This is a genomic window from Longimicrobiales bacterium (assembly GCA_028823235.1).
Classification (GTDB): domain Bacteria; phylum Gemmatimonadota; class Gemmatimonadetes; order Longimicrobiales; family Gaopeijiaceae; genus UBA2589.
The window spans coordinates 1-21,365 of record JAPKBW010000030.1 but is presented as its reverse complement, the minus strand read 5'-3'; the positions used below and the strand labels follow the sequence as shown (position 1 = coordinate 21,365).

The 21,365-nt window shown below is 62.3% G+C and carries 12 protein-coding genes; 1 reads left to right on the top strand and 11 read right to left on the bottom strand.

Annotated elements, in window-relative coordinates:
- Window positions 1-353: 353 nt before the first annotated feature.
- From OSA81_12415 to OSA81_12365, 11 genes are all read right to left on the bottom strand, one after another.
- Window positions 354-3,404 carry an aminotransferase class III-fold pyridoxal phosphate-dependent enzyme gene (locus tag OSA81_12415; GenBank protein ID MDE0899813.1) on the bottom strand — a complete coding sequence of 1,017 codons (3,051 nt, stop codon included), beginning with the start codon at window positions 3,402-3,404 and terminating at the stop codon, window positions 354-356.
- A 111-nt stretch (window positions 3,405-3,515) separates the two neighbouring features.
- Window positions 3,516-5,198: an energy-dependent translational throttle protein EttA gene (gene ettA / locus OSA81_12410; protein ID MDE0899812.1), complete on the bottom strand. Its 1,683-nt coding sequence runs from the start codon at window positions 5,196-5,198 to the stop codon at window positions 3,516-3,518.
- A gap of 235 nt (window positions 5,199-5,433) precedes the next feature.
- The gene (locus OSA81_12405) at window positions 5,434-8,883 is read right to left on the bottom strand and encodes a DUF4175 family protein (GenBank protein ID MDE0899811.1); all 3,450 of its coding nucleotides are present in this window, start codon (window positions 8,881-8,883) and stop codon (window positions 5,434-5,436) included.
- Between the two features lie 71 nt (window positions 8,884-8,954).
- On the bottom strand, window positions 8,955-11,087 hold the full coding sequence (locus OSA81_12400) for a BatA domain-containing protein (GenBank protein MDE0899810.1): 2,133 nt from the start codon (window positions 11,085-11,087) through the stop codon (window positions 8,955-8,957).
- Window positions 11,084-12,004 (bottom strand): DUF58 domain-containing protein, encoded by a 921-nt coding sequence (locus OSA81_12395; GenBank protein MDE0899809.1) that lies wholly within the window; start codon window positions 12,002-12,004, stop codon window positions 11,084-11,086. The genes OSA81_12400 and OSA81_12395 overlap by 4 nt, the downstream gene beginning before the upstream one ends.
- Before the next feature lie 9 nt (window positions 12,005-12,013).
- Window positions 12,014-13,051 (bottom strand): MoxR family ATPase, encoded by a 1,038-nt coding sequence (locus tag OSA81_12390; GenBank protein ID MDE0899808.1) that lies wholly within the window; start codon window positions 13,049-13,051, stop codon window positions 12,014-12,016.
- 68 nt (window positions 13,052-13,119) lie between these two features.
- Window positions 13,120-13,938, bottom strand: a complete 819-nt coding sequence (locus tag OSA81_12385) for a DUF4159 domain-containing protein (protein MDE0899807.1) — start codon at window positions 13,936-13,938, stop codon at window positions 13,120-13,122.
- Window positions 13,935-16,580 (bottom strand): tetratricopeptide repeat protein, encoded by a 2,646-nt coding sequence (locus OSA81_12380; protein MDE0899806.1) that lies wholly within the window; start codon window positions 16,578-16,580, stop codon window positions 13,935-13,937. The genes OSA81_12385 and OSA81_12380 overlap by 4 nt, the downstream gene beginning before the upstream one ends.
- Window positions 16,577-17,590, bottom strand: a complete 1,014-nt coding sequence (locus tag OSA81_12375; protein MDE0899805.1) for a hypothetical protein — start codon at window positions 17,588-17,590, stop codon at window positions 16,577-16,579. The genes OSA81_12380 and OSA81_12375 overlap by 4 nt, the downstream gene beginning before the upstream one ends.
- The gene (locus OSA81_12370) at window positions 17,587-19,872 is read right to left on the bottom strand and encodes a hypothetical protein (protein ID MDE0899804.1); all 2,286 of its coding nucleotides are present in this window, start codon (window positions 19,870-19,872) and stop codon (window positions 17,587-17,589) included. The genes OSA81_12375 and OSA81_12370 overlap by 4 nt, the downstream gene beginning before the upstream one ends.
- Before the next feature lie 15 nt (window positions 19,873-19,887).
- Entirely contained in the window at window positions 19,888-20,814 is a 927-nt protein-coding gene (locus tag OSA81_12365; protein ID MDE0899803.1) for a DUF4159 domain-containing protein, read from the bottom strand.
- Between the two features lie 259 nt (window positions 20,815-21,073).
- Here OSA81_12365 and OSA81_12360 point away from each other — a divergent pair.
- The coding region (locus OSA81_12360) for a hypothetical protein (GenBank protein MDE0899802.1) at window positions 21,074-21,365 on the top strand (292 nt) is incomplete at its 3' end.

The following is a 21,365-nucleotide window of genomic DNA, read 5'->3' as shown; positions in this document are numbered from 1 at the left end:
AGGTGCCGAGGTCATTCTTCCCTCAGCGCTTCCGTTGGTGCGATTCGAGTGGTGGGGATGAGGCTGGCTGAGATGCCGACCTGTGAGACCACGACGACTGCCGGTTCCACGCCCATGAACCCCAGCATTCCGTCTGTGACCCGAGTGCCTCAGATCCTTTGAGGGTCGCCGAATATGGTCAGTGCGGGCTGGGTCCCCCGGCAGTCCGTCACCGAAGATCCGACTCCTGTTGAATGGCCCTGATGTCGGGGTGATCCAAAGAACCGTGCAGCGCACCGAGTCGATACGCTGCGGCCGTCGATACTCCCATAACTTGGGCCCCTCGCGCGCGTTCTCACGTGGTGTCAGTGTGGCTAGCTCAGTGTGGCTCTTACCGGATCTTCACCCAGAACCTGATCGAGAGTCGCGACCAGGCGCTCGGCATTCGCCTGCGAGAACGTCATCGGTGGCTTGATCTTAATGACGTTGTTGAGGGGTCCATCTGTGCTCAGAAGAACACCGAGATCCTTGGCCCGATTTGCCACATGATGGGCGATCTCAGGAGACGGCTCGCGGGAGGCTCGGCTCTTCACGAACTCGATGCCCAAGAACAGTCCCCGCCCCCGGACGTCACCGATGCAGTCGTGCTGCATGGCGAGAGACGCCAGGTTGGCCTTCAGCGTGCCACCTACGATCGCTGCGTGCTCACGCAGGCTGTCCCCCTCGACGACATCGAGGACCGCTGTCCCGATGGCAGCCGAGACCGGGTTGCCGCCGAAGGTGCTGAAGACCTCCATTCCGTTTGCGAACGACGCTGCGATCTCTGGTGTCGTCACGACGGCTCCAATCGGATGTCCGTTCCCTATCGGCTTTCCAAGCGTCACGATGTCGGGGATGACACCGGCGGCCTCGAAGCCCCACATGTGGCTTCCAATCCGTCCGAAGCCGATCTGGACTTCGTCTGCGATGCAGACGGCCCCGACTGAGCGACTGTGTCGGTAGGCCGCCTTGAGATAGCCGGCCGGGGGTTCGATCTGGCCGCCGCAGGAAAGGATGCTCTCGGCGAGGTATGCCGCCGCCGGGTATCCATCGTTGGCCAGCGCGGTGAACGCGGTGCGTACATGTTCCGCATAACGGTCCGCGCGATCTGGCACTTGGCGCCCAAACTCTCCACGATAGTCGTCAGGCGTCGGGACCATTCGTACCCATGCCGGTGCTCCCGAACCGCCAGACCCTGCGTGCTTGTAGTGGCTCACATCCACGAGGCCCTGCGTATTGCCGTGGTACCCTCCCTCGATGCCGACGATGCCTCGCCCGCCCGAGTGGACCCGCGCCATGCGGAGCGCGAGCTCGTTTGCCTCGCTACCCGAGTTCACGAAGAAGCAGACGGACAGTGGATCAGGTAGAAGTCCGGCGAGTCGCTCCGCGTACACGATCACGTTCTCGTGCAGATAGCGGGTGTTGGTGTTGAGGACTCCCATCTGGCGTCGCCCGGCTTCCACGACGCTCGCTCGCTCGTGTCCGACGTGCGCCACGTTGTTCACGCAATCGAGGTATCCCCTGCCCATCGTGTCGTAAAGAAATGAGCCGATGCCGCGAACGATGTGCAAAGGCTCGTCGTAGGCGAGGCTGAGATTCGAGCCGAACGCGGCTGCTCGTCGGTTGTCGAGTGGGTAGGGGGAAGCGTAGGTCGTCGTGCCGGGAACCCCAAGGATCAGATTGGGATCGGGCGAGAGCGAAGCCCAGACGGGTTGCTCGCGCGGTAGTGCGACACCGGGAAACTCGCCTGTGAAGTCGAGGAGATCAGTGACGATCTGAAAGTGCAGATGCGGAGGCCAGTCACCGTTCTCGGGGTAGGGACCGATTCGCGCGAGGGCTTGCCCGGCCTCGACCTCCTCGCCCACTTCGAGTTCAGCCATCGAAGCACGCTCGAGGTGGCCATATAGCGTCCAGAATGGCCCCACCGGGCTGTCATGTTCCAAGATGATCGTCGGGCCATAGTCCAGTCTCGAACCATTGTCCTGAATCGAAAGCACCCGTCCGGCGAGCGGAGCGCTGACCCCAACTCCTGCCGCATCGAAAATGTCGATGCCGAGATGCACGGTACGTCGCTCACAGGGATCGCCCGCCCGTCCTGCGAATAGATCCGTGAGGTAGAAGGCCCGAGGCTCCAGGTATCGACCGATGCCGATTGTAGCGCCTTCATCCTCCATTTTTCGAAATACACGGCGAGTGAAGTCGCGCGTGTCGTCGGTATCACGACCGTTGAGGTCGGGACTACTCACACAAAGATCGAGTATCAACACCTCATCTTCGCTCTCCGGAAGCGCCATGACCGGTTCGAACGACTGGTTTCCTAGCCAGTTCACGAGCGCTGTGCTCCGAGGATTCGCGGGGAGTCCACAGGCGTCGCGCAGGATCCCCTCGGCAAGGCGCCGGGGCACGGTGTCGAGGCGCCGAAGCATGTCCCACGCAGGGCGCTCAGACACCGTTAGGTATGAGTCCACCTGAGACGTCTGCTCCCTGCGCCAACGCGAGATGCTGACACTGGCAGCGAGCCGGGCGCGGGTCAGGGAGTAGAGGACGTTGACCTCATCCTCCGAGAGCGGTGTGCGCTCGTGGAATCCGCGGGTGACGGCCGCCGCCGCCATCAGAGGATCCGCAGTGCCAAGAATCGCGTAAGCGATCGCGATGCCGAGGTCGAAGACACGCGGTGCCGAATGTGCATCGCCTAGATCAATGATCCCTGTGACCGTGCGCGGACCATCGCCGGGTGCGGAGACGAGTACGTTGTGATCGTTCACATCGCCGTGGATGACCTGTGATCCGAGTCCGAGAAAGTCCTTCTCTCGCTCGGTCCATCCGTCGTGGACTGCGCGGATCAGAGCAAGATCATCGCCTTGGAAAAGGTCGAGGCAGCGTTCCATGACGAGACCGGAACGCCCGAGGGCCCAGTCGAAGTCGATGCGAGCAGGCGGGTGATCGGGGTACGCACCGAGGGCGCTGTCGAGTTCTGCGAGTCGCCGACCCAGATCGTGGAGAAGGGCGGGGGAGCGGGGCCGAGCATCGGCGAAGAGGCCTCCTTCGAGGTACTCCACGACCCGGATCCGATTCTCCCTGCCCTGCGCGTCTGCCTTGGAGACGATGAAGTCACCGTTCGGCGTGGCAATCACATCGGGAGAAAAGCCCTGTGTGGTGCGGGCGACGTGCCGCATGAGGTCGACTTCGATGTGAAGGATCTCATCGACTTCGTCCGGCGAGCTGACCTTTACGACGTAGCGGTGCCCATCCTCGGCATCGAGCCGAAAATTCAGGTCCCGCTCGCCTGCAAGCTGCGTGAGTGTTCCGTCGATTCCGAAGTGCTCGCGTACAGCCTCGAGCGCCTCAGTCGGCGAGAGTTCAGGGCGACTCTGAATCTTGATCATGGCCTGCGAAACTGGACGGGCGATGCCCCGCGTGACAACCGGCAGATACCGAGTCAGGAAAGATTGCGTGAATTCCGTTCAGCGGGAGGGGTGGCCTGAACCGCAGGTCGATCAGTCGCGGACAAGCGGACGGTATTTCACTCGATGTGGCTGGAGCGCAGCCTCGCCGAGGCGCTGCCGCTTGTCGTCTTCATACTCTTGGTAGTTCCCTTCGAACCAGACGACGCTCGAGTCGCCTTCGAAGGCCAGGATGTGCGTACAGACACGGTCCAGAAACCAGCGATCATGGGAAATCACGAGTACGCAGCCTGCGTAGTCGAGAATCGCGTTCTCGAGGGCGCGAAGTGTGTCGACGTCCAGGTCGTTGGTCGGCTCGTCGAGCAGCATCACGTTACCGCCCGATTTGAGCAGTTTCGCGAGGTGGAGTCGGTTTCGTTCGCCGCCTGAGAGGACGCCGACCTTCTTCTGCTGATCGGCGCCACGGAAGTTGAACCAGGACAGGTATGCGCGGGAATTCACCTCGGCTCGTCCGAAGTTCAGCACATCGACTCCCCCACTGACTTCCTCGAACACCGTTTTCTCGGCGTCGAGCGTGTCCCGCGACTGGTCGACGTGCGACAGGACCACGGTCTGCCCGGTCTCCATGGACCCCGTGTCCGGCGTCTCGTCTCCGACAATCATCCGGAAGAGCGTCGTTTTTCCTGCACCGTTTCCTCCGATGATTCCGACTACAGCACCCGGCGGGACGTCGAAGTCGAGCTTGTCGATAAGCAGACGATCACCGAACCCCTTCGACAACGCCTGGGCCTTGATAACCACATTACCAAGCCTCGGGCCCTTCGGAATGAGGATCTCCGCCGTGCGGATCTGTTCACGCTCATCCTGCCCGAGCAGGTCTTCGTAGGCGCCGAGGCGAGCCTTCCCCTTAGCCTGTCGCGCCTTGGGCGACATACGGATCCACTCGAGTTCGCGACCGAGCGTTTTCTGCCGAACAGACTCTGTCTTCTCTTCGAGACGGAGGCGCTCCTGCTTCTGTTCCAGCCAGGACGAGTAGTTGCCCTTCCATGGAATCCCCTCTCCACGGTCGAGCTCGAGGATCCACTCGGCGACATTATCGAGGAAATAGCGGTCGTGAGTGATCGCGACGATTGTGCCGGTGAATGCGTCGAGGTGGTGCTCCAGCCAGGCGACGGACTCGGCGTCGAGGTGGTTGGTGGGCTCGTCCAGCAGCAACATGTCCGGCTGCTCGAGCAGAACCCGGCAAAGAGCAACGCGGCGGGCCTCTCCCCCGGAGAGCGTTGAGACGTCGGCATCGCCCGGGGGCAGGCGCAGGGCGTCCATCGCAATCTCGATCTTGCGGTCGAGCTCCCAGGCTCCCGTCGCGTCGATGCGGTCCTGAAGCTTCGCCTGCTTCTCGATGAGGTCGTTCATCTCCTCATCGCTGGTGATTGTCCCGAACGCGAGATTCACCTCTTCGAACTTGAGGAGCAGGTTGCGCGTGTCCGCGACCGCTAGCTCCACGTTGCCCCGCACGTCCAGATCCGGGTTGAGCTGCGGCTCCTGCGGCAGATAACCTATGCGGGTCCCCTTGGCTGCCCACGCCTCGCCCAGGAAATCGGTGTCCAGCCCGGCCATGATCCGGAGCAACGAACTTTTCCCGGACCCGTTCGACCCAACTACACCGATCTTCGCACCGGGGTAGAAGGAGAGGTTGACGTTCTTGAGGATCTCCCGTTTTGGCGGGACGATCTTCGATAGGCGATGCATGTGGTAAATGAACTGCGGACCTGACATCGGAAGCACTGCTGCTGGAGTTCTGGGACGTGCGTTACGCGGCCGAGAATCTAACATCCCTCCCGGTTCGCGACGTAGCGAGCCATGTGCCAACGGTCTGCGATTCGGGTCCGCTGGATCATGGATCTCCTCAGAGGGATCCATGTCCAGATTGTGAGCGAGGGGTCTCCAGCGTTGTGCACGTGGTGGCCATCGCGGCCACGTCGATGCCTTCCTCGAGCCGGCGCTGAGGCCTCTAGCGGCCGCCTCCGGGGCCTGAGCCCCCGCGAGCCAGCGCGCGGTAGTACTCTTCGACGAGGCGTCGATAGCCGTCCGGTACCTCATCGGCCCCGGTCAACGTTGCCCGGCGATCGGCTTCGCCTTCGACGTCGCGGCGGAGACCAAATTCGAGACGCTGGAGACGGTTCAACATGTCATCGCTGAGACTCGCCAACGCCTCTGGATCGCTGAACAGCTCGTCGTCTTGGAAGCGCCGGATCAGGGCCAGAACCTCATCGAGATCCTGCGTAGACATGCCGACCTCGTCGAGCTCCGAGCGGAGGTCCATCACCTGCTCTGACCGCTCGCGCAGCTCGCTCTGGTACTGCCGAATCTCCTCCGTGGAGAACTGTCGTGGATTCCCACGGACAGCGCCGTTTCCGAACGGATCCTCCGACCGGTCACTGGCCCACCCGTCGTTGGCACCTCCTCCTCCGAGATGATTCGCATCGCCCCGCTGCCTTCCCTGCCCTTGGCCCTGCTGACCTTGCTGGCCCTCACCCTGGCCTGGCTCGTTAAGACGGCGATCCATCGCCTCCATGCCTCGGACCAGGTCCCTGGTGTCGTCCAAGGCTTCCTGAAGTGGATCCTCCGCTCGCTCGCTCGACGCATTCAGGGCGCGCTTGAGCTGATCTCGTAGCGCCTGGAGGTCTCCCTCGATCTGGAGCTCCATCGTGACCGCAGATTCCGGGTCCCACTGCTCGATCGTGCCACGAGTGTATTGCAATTTCTCTTTGAGCTTCGATTCCCGGATCTGCGTTGCAGCCTCGGCGAGCGCGCGTGCCGCCTGCGGGTTGTCGGCCTGACCACTGCTCGCAGCACCGTCCAGCCGCTGTTCGAGATCTTGTACGACATCGTTCATCTGTTCCTTGCGTTCACGCAGGCGACCGATCTCGGCCTGACGCTCCGGCCCACGCTCGGTCGGTAGGTCGCGCACATCGCGCTGGACTTCCCGCTGCTGCTGCTGGAGTTCCTCTACATCGGCGATTGCGTCCTCGGCATCGCGTCTGGCTCGACCAGAGCGGGCCTGCTGTAACTCCCGGCGAGCTTCCTCGAGTCCCCGAAGCGCCGAGGTCGCGTCGGCTGACCCCTGTGATCCAGAAGACGCGGCAGATTGGCGCATGGACTCGGCGGTCTGCTGCAGGTCGCGGGCAGTCTCTTCGAGATCCTGGTCGCCCATCTCGCGAGCGAGGCGCTGAAGCTGACGGGCGGCTTCTTCGGTCTGGTCAGCGAGTTCGCGCTGCGTCTGACCATTGGCCGACGAGCCGCTCTGGCTCTGTGAGGCCCGTCGCTGCCGTTCAGCCTGCTGTTCCTGGCGGCGGGCGAGTTCTTGGAGTTCTTGCATCAGCTCGTCGACCTGATTATCGGCCTGTTTCTGCTCGCCACGCTGCACGGTCTCGTACTGGTTCTTCATCTTGTCCAGCTCGAGTTCGAACAGGTCTGCCAGGTCGTCCGCGGCTTGCTGGCCACCACCACCACCACCACCGCCCTGCTGCTCCTCCTGCATCTGCACGTAGCGCTCGTAGGTTTCCTCTGCCTGTTGAAGGTACCGAAGCGCCTCCTGCTCATGGGGCAGGGCATCTCGCAGACCTTCTGACTCGAGCGCCTGCCGTACTTCAGTCATGGCGCTGTCTGCGAGGGGCAGTAATGCGGACACGTCTCGGAAGCCGGGGTCCGTCTGGGTGAGTCCCCGGTTCTGCATCCTTTGGAGTAGGGTGGTGATCTGGTCCTGTAGTCGCTGCTGCGCGAGGCTCACACTGTTGATGTTCTCACGAAATTCCTCGTCGGAATACGTGTCTTCCTGACGGATCAGGTTGAACGTCGCCGCGATGATCTGACGCTGAGTATCGGACAGCGCGGTCTCTTCGGGACCACCACCACCACCACCCTGCTGTTCAGCCTCCCTGTAGGCGCGCTCGAAAGGCCGGACGCTCAGGAAGTAGATGTCACTCGTGACTGTGCGACTCGATCGGACCGAGCGATTGTCGCGTGCGATCGCGTAGTAGGAGATCAGGTCTCCTACTTCCAGTTCCCACTCCTCGAGATACATCGTGTGTCCGGTGGAGACCTCTGCGAGCGGTGCCCCTCCCGCCCGGAAGACGGACACAGTGTCCTCGAGACCTCCGTTCACCGAATAGACGAGGCGGATGTCCCCGATCCCGTAGTCGTCATCCGCTGTCATCTCGAGATAAACCTCCTCGATTGCCGACGCGGGCATGTCGCGGCCGGGCCTCGAGAAGTTGATCGAAGGCGGCATGTCCGTGAGGACGTCGATCCGATACTCAGGCGACGCGGCTACAAGGGTTCCGTTGTCTGAGCGTGCGAGCTCGATCGCGTAGAAACCGTCTTCATCTAACGTGAAGCGAGCGGAGAGTGAGCCGTCGTCCCCGACTGTGAGGTCCTCGATCGGTTCGCCGTCGATGAGCAACCGGCCGGCCGGCGTCAGCATCGTAGGTTCGATGGACAGCTCGACCACGGTTCCGGTCAGGGCGGCAACGTCGCCCCCTCCCTCGACGGTCCGCGGCGGCAAGCCTGTGTAGGATGGGAAGTAGTACGTCAGATCCATCTGATCGACGTACGGAAGGTCCGCCACATCGATCGTGAATGTGGGTGACCGGACGCCGTTGGATTCGACGAAGTATTCGGTGGGTTCAGGGACCCCCAGCAGCAGGACCTCGAAGCTGCTTTCGAGCCCCCTGAGCATGCTCAGACGCTGGAAGGACTGCTCGGTCTCACCCTTCGTGAAGATCGCTGCGTCCGCCGCGCCGAAGCCACCGAGTTCAGCCGTGATCATCTGATCGGTCCCGCGAGCGATGGTTGCGTCTCCCGGAAACACCGACACGGAATAGGGATTTACCACCGCCGCATCCGTGGCAGGAAGCAACAGGGCTGCGAGGCCGTGTCGCAGGTGCTCGGGGCCAAGAAGTGAGGTCGCCAGGGCCAGGAGGACGAGGCCCGTCAGCGCCCCGGCAAAGCGATAGAGACCGCTCTGTTCGACCCGACGTCCGTAGTCGACACGCTTCGCCTTCTCGAGGGCGATCTCTGTAACACGTTCGGCTAGGGCCGGGGACGCCGTGCCGGAGCCCTCATCGAGCACGCTGGTGACTGCGTGCTCTAGCGAGGGCTCATTCTCTTCCAGATAAAGAGCGACCTGCGTGTCCGTGACCTTCTGGAGAAGTGGGCGAACGAGGAAGAAAAGAAACGAGACTGCCACCGTGCCCCAGGTCAGCACTCGGAGCCAGACCACTGCCTCGGCGGTGAAGCGGAGTTGCTCGAGGGCCAGCGCCGAGAGGAACACAACGGCGCCCGGCACCGTGGCAACCCAGACCAGCCCGCGAATCGCGAGCCGCACCCTCCATCGCCACCGCACACTACGGACGACATTGAGAATTCTGTTACGCGTCTGCCGTCGTTCGGAATCCCTCATGTCCTTCTCCCTTTGCGCCTATCTTCCAACCTATGCCGGGTTGGTCTCAGCTCGCCATCATCCATGGCTTCCTAAACTGCGGCGACCCCCGCCGCTGCTCCCGCGCCACTCTGCGAGACCCAATTGGAAATCGCCGTCTCGAGTACAAATAGCCCGAGTGCTGCGAGCAGGAGCCACCGCCACAACTGCTGACGCCTCTCCTGGTCCTCTCTCTCCAGTGCCACTGCTTCGCCGAATGACGGGCCCATGCTCGGTCCACCGGATGGTGCCTCGATCTGTAGCGCCAGCTCAGCCGCATCGATACGAGTCAGGTTCGACTCTTCGAGGTCGACGTTGACCGCCATTACGAAGGGTCGATCTGGGTTCGTACTCGGCTGCCTCACCGTGTAGAAGCCGTGCTCCTCGAGCGGCAGGTAGCGGGGCCCGGATCCGGCGGGCAGTGCCGTTGACCCCCCCCTCGGCCCAAGTGCGATCTGATTGAGGCCGTCGGCCAGACCAGCGGCTTCCGATGAGACGAGTCCTGCAGTCACCAGCGCATCCGGATCAGCGAGGTCGACGACCTGGCCGGTGACGAACCATGGCACCGGTTCGGCTCGACCGCCCAGGTACTCGGCAAGCCGGTGGACGAATGGCAGGTACACGGGTTGGAGTGCCAGATCGTTCCAGAAGGCGTCAAGTGATGTTGTCCAGACGAGGACCTTTCCTCGCCCGATATGGATCTCGGCGAGAGCGACCGAACCGTCATCAAACCGGGCGAGCACGCTCGCCGAGTCCGACGGCTCGAAGGCACGAGCGCGGTAGAATCGGGCTCCGGTGAAATCACCACTCCGAGGGCCAGCAAATACTTCGAAGACCGGGTGTTCGTAGTCCAGGTAGCCCAGTCGTCCCCCGCGCCCCTGAACCCGGTCCTGCATCTGACCGATCGTTCCAGGGAGCATGTCGGCGGCCGACGCCGGCCATCCCCCATCCTGCCCGAGGGCGATCAGAGCACCGCCACCCGATTCTACGAAATCCCGGATGCGCTCGGCAGACCCGCCGTCGATCTGCACGTCATTGAGGAAGAGAGCCGAGGCGCCAGCGAGATCCTCGGGCCGAATGCTGCTGGATCGACGCGCTCGAACGTCGAAACGGCCGTCCTCCGAAATCTGTAGCGCTCCCCTTAAGTAGAGACTGACGTCGCTGGCCGACCCCTGACCCTCAGCGATCAGAACATTGAGCGATGTGCCCGGGGACAGGACGAAGTGGTGTGCGTTGTCGGCCTGCAGTGGGTCGTCGGGAAGCCGCACGGTCCCTGTGGTATGCGGCTGTGACAGAGTGAACGGCCGAAAGGAGACCGCCTGAGCCGCGTCCGGCTCCAGCATTACGTCCACGCTCTGGATCGTCTGCCCGTCTATCTCGAGCGCTACGGACACGGTCCGCGCTTCGTCGCCCCCTCTTCGTACGATCCGCGCAGTAGGCGCGATACGCTCACGACCCGAGACGATCTGTCTTGGCAGGGAGACCTCGGTGACCATCACGTTGTCCAACTGTTCGTCCGTGCCCAGCGGGATCGGAACGACCGTTGAACCCGGCGGGAGACGAACGCCCTCATCGCCGGTCCAGCCATTCCGCTGAAAATCGCTGAGGAGATAGATCTCTCCTCGGGCCAGGCTCGACTCTTCCAGAATCGTCTGAGCGACCTTCAGCGCAGGGCCGTAGCGGGTGGCTCCCGACGAAGCAGAAATCGTGTCGATGGCTCCACGCAGCCTGATGCGGTCCGACGTTGATCGCGCGACGACTGTCGCACCTCGGGCGAACGTCACGAGGGATGCCCGGTCGAGCGGGCCGAGACCATCGAACACCTGCTGCGCTTCGGTCCGAGCCTCATCGAGAGACTCTCCGATCGCCATGCTGTAGGACTGATCGACCAGAACTACGACTTCGCGCGGACCGGCCATGCCCAGTCCACCGACGTCACTCTGACTTAGAAACGGACGAGCAAAGGCCGCGGCAACAAGAATCAGCGCGAGCGCCCGCAGGGAGAGGAGGAACCAGTGCTGGATACGCCGGCGCCGCTGTTCCTGGTACGGAATCTTTTTCAGGAACATGAGCGACGGGAAGTGCACCACATTACGCCGTTGCCGGCGGGTAAGGTGCACGGCAATCGGCACTACGATCCCAGCGAATCCAACCATGAAGAACGGGACGAGAAAGGCGAGGCTCATCGACCCTTACTCATTTTTTCGCGAGACAGCAGGTACTGGGAAAGGGCCGTGTCGAGCGGCTTGGACGTATCGAGCAGGGTGTAATCGATCCGGTTGTCAGTGAACCGCTTCTGCAGAGTGGCCAGATGTGCGTTCACCATCGCCAGGTAGTCGTCCTTCAGCTTGCCCGGAATCACCGGGATCTGCTCCTGCGTCTCGAGGTCTTCGAATCCCGACGCGTCCTCGAACGGGAACTCGATCTCATACGGGTCCATTACGTGGAAGACCACGACGTCGTGCCCACGTGCACGCAGCGGTTCCAGCGCGGCCAGCACCCGGTCTGGCTCTTCGTAGAAGTCCGAGATCACTATGAGGATGCCTTTGCGTCCCAGCATATCCGTGATCTTGAGCATGGGTGCCTCAAGGCTCCCAGGTCGTCCTGCCTCTGCGCGGTCAAGCGTGTGAAGGATCGTGTCGAGGTGCTTCATGGACGGCGGGATGTAATCGACGACTTCATGGTCGAACGTGGCGAGCCCGACACGGTCCCGCTGCTTACTCGAAAAATAAGCGAGGCATGCGGCGAGGTATCTCGAGTAGTCGAGCTTCGACAGGGAATGGCTCCCGTAGCTCATGGACGCAGACACATCGAGAAGAACGGAAAAATTCGCGTTCGTCTCAGCCTCGAACAGCTTGATGTAGTGTCGATCTGTGCGCGCAAAGAGCGGCCAGTCGATCCGCCGTATGTCGTCGCCGGGCATGTACGGACGGTGTTCGGCAAAGTCCGTGCTGAAGCCGAGGTAGGGCGATCGGTGCAACCCGGTCAGGAAGCCGTCCACGACAGTACGCGCGAGCAACTCCAGATTCCCGATCCGCCCGAGAACAGCCGGGTCGAGGAACTGCGTTCCTGCAGCCGTAGGGCGCGTGCGAGAAGTGGCCAAGAGCCTGCCCTACATCCCGGAGGACGGGAGGGGCGCCTGCTCAAGCAGCATATCGACGAGTGCACTCGTCGTCTTGCCTTCGGATTCAGCGTGGAAATTGGTGAGGATGCGATGCCGGAGAACTGGATGTGCGAGAGCCTGAATGTCCTCGAAGGTCACGTGGTAGCGCCCCTGCGTCAGTGCACGAGCCTTCGAGCCCAGGACGAGATACTGAGCGGCACGCGGTGAGGCCCCATACGCGATCCACTTCTTTACGAAATCCGGGACGTCACCGGGCGAATCCGGGCGTGTCAGGCGTACAAGACCGACCGCGTACCGTAGGACCGATTCTGACACCGGAACGCGCCTGACGAGCTCTTGAAAGGCGAGCAGGTCCGGGCCGGTGACGGCGTGACTGAACTCGGGCTTCTGGTTCCCAGTCGTGGAGCGAATGACCTCGAGCTCGTCTTTCTCGTTGAGATGATTGATCGCGATCTCGAACATGAAGCGGTCCAGCTGTGCTTCTGGGAGAGGGTAGGTGCCCTCGAGCTCGATCGGGTTCTGGGTCGCGAAGACGTAGAACGGCTCTTCGAGTGTGTACGTGCGTCCCTGGACTGTGACGCGGTGCTCCTGCATCGCCTCTAGGAGCGCAGCCTGGGTCTTGGGCGGCGTACGGTTGATCTCATCGGCGAGGACGATGTTCGAGAAGATCGGCCCCGGCGCGAACACCATAGAGCGCTGCCCGGTATCCGCATCCTCCTGGATGATGTCGGTGCCCGTGATGTCCGAGGGCATGAGGTCGGGAGTGAACTGAATGCGGGAAAAATTCAGGTCGACGACCTGAGCGATACTGTGAATGAGCAGTGTCTTGGCCAGCCCAGGCACTCCGATCAGCAGACTGTTGCCGCCGACGAAGAGCGAGAGCAGTACCTGCTCGATGACTTCTTCCTGCCCGACGATCAGCTTGCGAAGCTCACTGATCATCTGCTCCCGGCCGTTCGTCAGCTTATCGGCGAGCGCAACATCGTTGGCGTCGTCCAGCTGTACGGCTCCGATTGCCTCAGACAAGGTTTTCTCCCTTCGGATTCGGGCGAGGCCCGATATGTGTGTGGTGGATGCTTAGGGTGTTCGTCGAGCTAGTGCGTTAGCGCGTAGGCGATGTAGTTCACGCCCAGCTTGTAGGCTTCGTTCGTCAGGTCGATCTGGACGTAGCCGTAGTCACTGTATTCCCAGTATTCGGCCATATCATTGTTTGCGTTGATGACCACCATCAAGCGTTTCGATGGGTCATTGTCTTCGTAGATGCCGTACCAGAAAGGCGGATATCCGCCATACGGCGGCACTACGTCCTGAGGCACAACCCGAAAAAACGAATCGAAGATCTCATCCGAGTTCTCCACGGGCATCATGCGGTGGTCCGGAAGCGCCTGCCTCAGGTAGAATTCGAGGTTGTCGAGCTCTCTCGGGCCCCGGAAGTCGTCGACGATCAGGAATCCGCCCTTCAGCAGGTAATCACCGAGTGCTTCCACTTCGGTCGCGCTGGGGTTCCAGCGCCCGGGCTCGACGATATAAGCGATCGGGAAGCGGAAAAGCTCCGGATCCGCGAGCGTGATGACGTTGGATGACGCTCGGGTCGTCCGGATGAGCGTCGTTTCTTGAAGGATGGCAAGAAAATTCTGGTCAGCACGCGGATAGTCGTGTGCCCAGGATGCCCCCCCGCGTCCTCCACGGCGGCCGAAGCCTCCACCACCCCGCCCACTCTGGTAGGCGATACGTACGAAGTGGTACTGGCCGTCATACGGGGCACCAGTATTTTGAGGTGCAGCATCCCCCAGGAGATTCGAGGCGTAGTCGATCGTCGCGGGCTGCCCACCGTCGAGGCTGTACACGGCAGCGCCGAGGGTCATGGACGTGCCCGCGAGGAGCCCGAGCATTATCAGCCGAAGTGGCGTCATGGCCCGGTCCCTCTCAGCTCCAGGAGAAATTCGAGCGCGGCCTCGTAGTTTGGAGCGATCTCGAGTGCACCCATCACGGACCGCCGCGCGCCGCGTGAATTCCCCGCACCGTGCTGCGCTCGGGCGAGCAGGTAGAGCGCCTCTGCCCGGTCGGCCGGGTCGAGTGCGACTACGGCACCTCTTTCGAGGGCTGCGGCTGCGGCATTTCCATTGGCAGTGTGGAGTTCGGCTAGCTTTACGTGGAGGTCTGGATCATAGGGCCAGACCAGGACAGCTTTGTCCAGAACTGCGGCACTCTCCTCGATCCGACCGAGCTCCTCGAGGATTTCGGCCTGCTCGAGGAGGGCAGGGTAGTTGGCCTCGGAGAGCGCGTTCAGGCGGGCGAGCGCGGCTTCGGCCAGCTCCAAGTCACCACGGTCTTTGTGGATCGTAGCGAGAAACCAGTAGGGGCTATCGGGTCCCCCGTAGTCGGGGAAGATGCGCAATGCTGCCCGAAACTCTGCCTCCGCGGCCTCATGCTCCTGGTCGCGGAAGTACATGACACCAAGCCGTAGCCTCCCGATCAGGTCGCCGGGGTGCATGCGGGTGAATGTCTCGACTTCCGAGAGCATCGCAGATGGACCGGGCTGGTCCGAGACCGCAACGAGGCCGGCGAGGGGGGCGTTGTAGCGCTCTTTCAGATAGTCGGCGAAGTGCTCGTCGAAGTCGTCCATGGACGTATCGAGAAGAGTCTCGAGAAGATCTTCGGTGGTACGCCCCTCCCGATAACCGTCGAGCATGCCGCGGATCACACCAAAGCCATGCTCCCGCTCGACCATCTCGAAGACGAGGGACGCCTGCAGGTAAGAGAACTGGACCTGCTGTGGAAAGTCGGGCCGCATGAAGCCGTCGTTCAGCTCGCTGAACTGCTTCAGGTCCCCATCTCGGAGAGCCTGAATAAACGGGATGCTGGTCGGAAATCCCCATCCCTCTCGTGCCTTCGTCTGTTCGTGGACAGCGAGCCCTTCGGAGAACCAGCGTGGCACACGATTGTCGGACACGGCGAGGTGGAACGTGTGTGACAATTCGTGCCAGAAGACCGATGCCCAGTTGTAGTCCCCGACTCCACGTGCCGATGGGGAATCCATCACGAGTACTCGTCCGAAGCTGACGCCCAGCGCCCCGAGACCGGCCTCGCCCAGGGTGCGAACCGAGAAGTCGGCGTGGTTCGGGAATAGCTCAGCTCGCACCGGGAGGGTTGGTTCGACCCCGTATCGCCGGGACAAGCTGTCGAAGGCCTCCTCCGCGATCGGACCCAGATAGTTGGCGAGCAAGTCGTCTTCGTCGCTGTGGAGAAACAGTTCGAAGTGTTCGGTCGCGTGGGGCTGGTATCGGTCGAAGGTGTCGAGTAGGTCGAGGTTGTTCTTGAACCAGGGATTGAACGGGTCTCCGGTGAACGCTCGCTCGAGGTTCGCGCGTCCTTCTTCGATCTCACCAATCCGAAGTTGGTTCATCCCCAGAATGCCCCACCCCTCCCAGGCTGCGGAGTCGAGTGCGACCGCGGCTTGAGCCCGTTCGACGGCTTGTGCGTAGCGGCGTGTCTGAACCGACAGCTCTGCCAATTCGATGTCGAACTGTGCATAGGCGGGGTTCAGGGTCAGCACCCGCCGGCGCACGTCCGTGAACGCGGCCAGATCTCCAGTCGCCAGATGAGATCCGGCCAACGAAGTGAGGGCCTCGAGAGAATTGGGATTCACCTCGAGTGCCGTGTCCGTGGTCTCCCTCGCCTCATCGTACGATTCGTTGGTTAAGAGGCGCATGGCTACCAGGGCCTTTGCCACGACGTGATTCTCGTCGACTTCGAACAGGCGGTCGAGCACTTCCTGCGAGCCACCGGCACCGTCGAAAATCAGCGACCTGGCCAGCCCAAGGAGTGCTTCGGGGTGCCGAGGGTTGGTTTCGAGGACCTTGCCGAACTCTTGCTTCGCGCCCGGGCTGTCGTATTTCTGGAGAAACAGTTCGCCGGCGCGAACGGAGGGTGCCGCCCACGTCGGGTCCGCCTGGGAAGCCTCGTCGAAGGCCCGCAACGCGTCCTGGAAAAGGGCCGGCTCATTTCTTCCGAGGTATCGCACCGCACGACCGACTGCGACGAGGTCGCGGGAGCGCATGTGCCCGTCAGCGTTGTTGTACAGGTCGATGAAATGGTCGAACCGCTGCATGGCCTCGTCGAGGTCCCCGCGGTCGAAGTAGAGTTCGGCCAGGTTCACTTCTGCTGTGAGCGCCCACAGTCCACCACTCGAGGCCGCGTCACGAAACGCCTGAGCTGCCTCGTCGAGTCGGCCCAGACGGAGCAGTGCCTCTCCGGTCGCGTTGGCGACGGGTGTCGGATCCGGCGCCGCCTCTCCGATAGCCACCGCGTCTTCGTACCGACCGGTCGCGACCAGGCCCTCCATGAGGTCGATACGGACCCTTGCTTCTCCGGGGATCGTCTGCAGCACGTCTTTCAGACCATCAATGGCCTCGGCGTACTCACCTGCACGCAGCGCCTGTCGAGCCTCCGCGTATGCGTCTGAAGCTTCGTTGTTCTGGGCTACGCCCTCGGTGGCCGCGCAGAGAGCCGCGACTGCGACGATTGAGAGAAATGGCGTGGCCTTCCGTCTCATGAACCACCGCCTTCGATGGCCCGGATTTCGCGATTTTTTAACGCGAGCTCTACCAGCAACGGTTCGAGTGCGCCTAGGTACTCATCCTCTGTCATACCGTCACGGAGCGCCCGTAGACCCGTGATCCGCCCTTGAATCTCATTTCGCTCTGCATAGAGCCCCGCGAGCGCGGGGTCATCGGGAGTCTGGCCTGCCGTGCCGGAGACACCGCCCAAGTGGAACGTTGCCGCCAGCGGTCCGTCCGGCCCGGCCAGCCCCGCGTCAGGGCTCGCCGTGCCATCTCCGTTGTCGTCGAGGACCGCAGTCTCGGTGAGGATCTCGTTCTCGTCCTCGTAGTAACGTTCGACTTCGCGGCGTGTGTAGAGAAACGCCTCGAGTAGGGACACGCGGTCGTCGTGGTCGAGGTCGGCCCCCCCCCCGGCGATTGCTTCCGCAAAGAACTGCCCGAACTCCGTTGCATTCAACTGACGATCTGTTCGGGTCGCTGCGACCAGGATGCGATTCGGCCCTGAGAGCGGAGCGATGAAGCCACCACTCGCGGACCCGGTCGCAACCAGCGCGAGCGTCTGAGTCGGAAACGCGCCGAGCCCCAGTAGAAAGTCGGTCGACGTCAGATCGGGACCGGGGAGGTTGAACTGGACTTCGCTGCCGCTCGATGTGCCATGCCCGATGAGAACGACGAAGAGCCGATCGAGAGGGTCGGCCTCTTGGGCGATCTCAGCAAGCACCTGCAGAACGTTGGCCCTGGTAGACTGCAACAGAATCGTGGTTGGGTCGACCTCGACCTTCTCGCCGAGGTAGGTCACGCCTTCGGCAGGCAGGCCGTGCAGCTCGATGAGTGCCTCGCGGATCATCGAAGCTTCGGCGTGGAAGCTCTCCCTGTACTCGGCCGTCCCACCAAGGCCCGCGACGATCACGGCGTGTGTGCGCCCCTGTGCAGCCAAGGGAGCCGAGGACATCGCAAGCGCGAACGCCGCGGCTGAGAGCACTGCGATGCGGGGTCCCGTCATACGAGCCCCCGCACGCGTCGGTAGCCCCACTCGGCGCCCATGAGCAGGAGCATTGTGATGAACAGGATCGGCATGTCCCACAGATCGTGTTCTTCAACCAGCGTGACGCCGGCACCCGTGATCGTGATGTCCTCGGGAAGCGTCCCAACGGTCTCGGGCGTGTAGAACTGTCCGCCTGTTTCGTTCGCGATACGCTGGAGCAGTGAGCTCCGTCGACCCGACGAGTAGAACTCTGCGTCGCTTGGCGCGGTGTGGAGGTACGTCAGGTCGGACCCTAGTGAGGTGCCGTCCCGGTCCGCGATCAGTTCGATCTCGTAGTCGCCGAGTTCACTGGGCCGGAAGTCGACGGCGTATTCGCCGTCTCTCTCGACGGTCCACTCGACAGGTAATTCGTCCACGACCCCGGACGGGCTCGTCACCCGGGCGGTTACCGATGCGTCATTGACGTCGAGGTACGTCGAGTCACTGACCGAGGCCACAAGGCGGACGCTCTCGCCCGGCTCGACCCGTTCCTGGTCTGCCGCGACAGAGATCGCGTCAGGTACGCCGTCCACGACCCAGCGCAGCATCTGCTGCCAGAACGCTTCGTGGCTCTGATCCTCTAGCGACACGTCCGCGTGCATCTGCCAGATCCAGGTGTCCTGCGCGGTCAGCGCGATCGATGTGCCTCGGCCGTATCGCTGAAACGCAAGGATGACCTGGTCCGCGCCACCGGCCGCGTGTCGGCCGGTCAGGAGCGTGGTGGCTCCTGGCCGCGTCTCGAACAGGGGGTTCACAACGGTGACTGCGGGTAGCGAGTCCCAGCGCGCGATGATTCCCTGTGGCTCGGCATCAAGCTGCACTGCCGCGTGACCGAGGCCTGCCGGGGTAGGCACGACTTTCACTTCCTGGAAATAGCCCTGGGGGTCAGTGCTGGCGGCGCCGAGCACCACGGGCATTACCTCTTCGACCGGCGTACCCTCCCAGCCTCCCTCCGCGAAGGCGTCGTGTCCGCCAAGCAGCAGCAGTCCTCCCCCGCGCTCCGATACGAAGTCGGCGATCATCTGTAGCTGATCATGCGTGAAGAACGATGCCTCCACGCTGCCGAGGACGAGCGCGCGATAGCGGTAGAGCTCTTCTCGCTCTGTGGGGAAGCCGAATTCAAGCTCGGTGCTGTCGCTCAGTGACAGGCGATAGAACTTGCTCTCGGCAGTCCGGTTCAGCGTAACGAGCTGAAGGTTTTCGTCCCCTTCGATCGCCCTGCGCAGGAACTTGAGCTCATGCCTGGGTTCACCCTCGAAGTACAGGATCTTTTCTCGCTCACCTCGAACGTCCACCCACGCGGTGCGACGGTTGTTCTGCTCGACGCGCTCACCCTGCTGGGTCGGGATTCGGAACTCAATCCTCTGCGATCCTGAACCGTCGAGCTGGAAGGCGATTCGCGCGACAACAGGCTCGAGATCCGGGCCGAGCTGGACGGTCTCCTCCGCCAGAATCTGTCCGCCACCCTCTACGATGATCGGAACGGTCTGCTCTCCGTAGCCGCTCTGCGTCACGACGATATCGACCATGAGAGTGGAGCCCTCGAGTACATCACGGGGGAGTTCGACTCGGCCGAGCTCGATATCGGGTGCGATGACTTCGTCACCCAAGCCCACCGTAAATACCGGCACCCCAGCAGCCTGGAGCGGGACAAGAGCTTCGGTCAGTGGGCGATCATCGTTGTCGGCTCCATCAGAGATCATCACAAGTCCCGAGAGCGGGACTCCGGCGAGTTCTTCGCGGGCTGCATCGAGTGCGCGTGCGACGTTGGTGTGCGTGCCGCCGTACGTCAGCTCTCCTGGCCCGTCGATCCGATCCGCGATGTCGGAGAAGCGAAAGAAGCGCAGTACGAATCTTTTGGACAGCGACGTAAGCAGTTCACTCTCGCCTGGTGTGAATGCTTCGGCTATGAAATCGCTGCGTGTTGTCCCGTCGTCATTCTGGAGGCCCATGCTACGTGAGTCGTCGATAAGGACACCCACGAAATTCTGCTGCGGCACGACGGTCGAGATCACGAGGGTCGGCTGCATGAGACAGATGAGAAGGACACCCAGGAGGGCGACTCGTAGTCCTGCCATGATACCGCGGTCCGTGACCGAACTTTTCCCGCGCGCGATCGTGTACGTAGCTACCGCACTGGCGGCCAGGACGCCGGCCAGACCCAGCCAGAGGCGCGTCGACTGCGGCGCACCGAAGGCGAAGTCGCTTTGTTCAAAGACAAGGGATCTGTATTTGAACAGAAATTCGAAAATCGCGTCCATGATCGTCTCAGATCCTCAGTGTGTCATGCCGTAGACGATCATATTCGTGCCCATCTCGTACGCATACGTCGAGTAACTCAGCGGATAGTACGGGCTCTCTGCCCACTCCCACGCGTCGCCCAGATCCGTGTTGTGGTTGATCACGACCATGAGGCGACCGAGATCGTCGAAAATTCCGCGCACATACGGATTGTATCCGTCGCGCTCGTGCGTCTGATAGCCCGAGGCCCCGTTGTTGATATTGGGGACCTGGAGGATCTCGTCGATGTCATAGAACGCCGAGAACAGGGGGTGATCGAGTGGAATCGACTGAATCGAGCGGCCCGGAAACACGCGGGTCATGTTGTACTCGAACTGGGCCCACTCACGACTGCCCCAGAAGTCGTCGACGATGAGGAACCCCCCTGCGTCCAGGTATCCGCGAAGGCCCTCGACCTGTGCTTCGTTCATGTCCATGCGCCCCACTTCGACCGCGTATATGATCGGGAAGCGGCGGATTTTCGGGTCAGCCAGGTCGACTGCATTCTCCCAATCGTAGGCATTGAGGCGCACGAGACGCTTCAGGACGACCAGAAACTGACGGTCGCCCTTCGGATAGTCCGTTGCCCACGACCCGCTTCGGCTTCGACCCCAGCCCCCGCGGCTGTAGCCCGCGTAGACCGCGCGGGTCCAGTAGAAGGGCCATCGTCCCGGTGTCTCCAGGGGGTCGAGGCGCGGTCCGAGCACGCCACCCGCGGTCGGACGTCCGACCGCGGGTGGCGCATCCTGCCCGAGAAATGCTCCGCCGAATGCCTCGTTCGGGACTCGCTCAGCGTCTGTCTCAACGACTTTGGGCGCTACGTACTTGCGAACCTCTCCCATCCGGTCGTCCGTGCATCCTCCGAAGACAATGGAGACTGCGACAACGGCCAGCAGCGTGCCGGCTTGGGCGAGTCGCCTCATGGGCATGGCTCCGGTCAGTTCGCAGCGGGGATTGTTCCTACGGACCCGCCCGTGAATGGTTCCTGGTTACGTATCTCGGCTTTGAATACTCGACACCTCGAATCCGATCCCTGCTAGATGGGGCTCGACTGAATCTTCCAGAGTCGCCCAGCGTAGGGACGCATCCCGACAGTGAGGGCGTGACATCGACCTCCCATGTCACGCCCACGGAGCGACATTACGGCCTTGGCCGCAGATTGGACATATGGCGAACCAACCCATGACAGTGACGTCGCGGAACGCGACTGTCAGAGACTTTGCCATCTTTCAGGTGAAGCTGGCACTCGACGGCATGAAGGACCTCGTTGCCTTCAATCTTTCGATTGTCGCGCTCATTCTCGATTTCATTTCTGGACGGGGGCGCAGGCCTCGCTTGTTCTACTCGGTGGTGCGGGGGAGTCGCCGCTTTGACAAGTGGCTCAATCTTCACAGCGTCGTAGATGAGATCGATCGACTCGCGGAAGAGGATCGGTTCATCGGTGAGGGCGAGGAAGAGGGTTCACTCGCGCTCG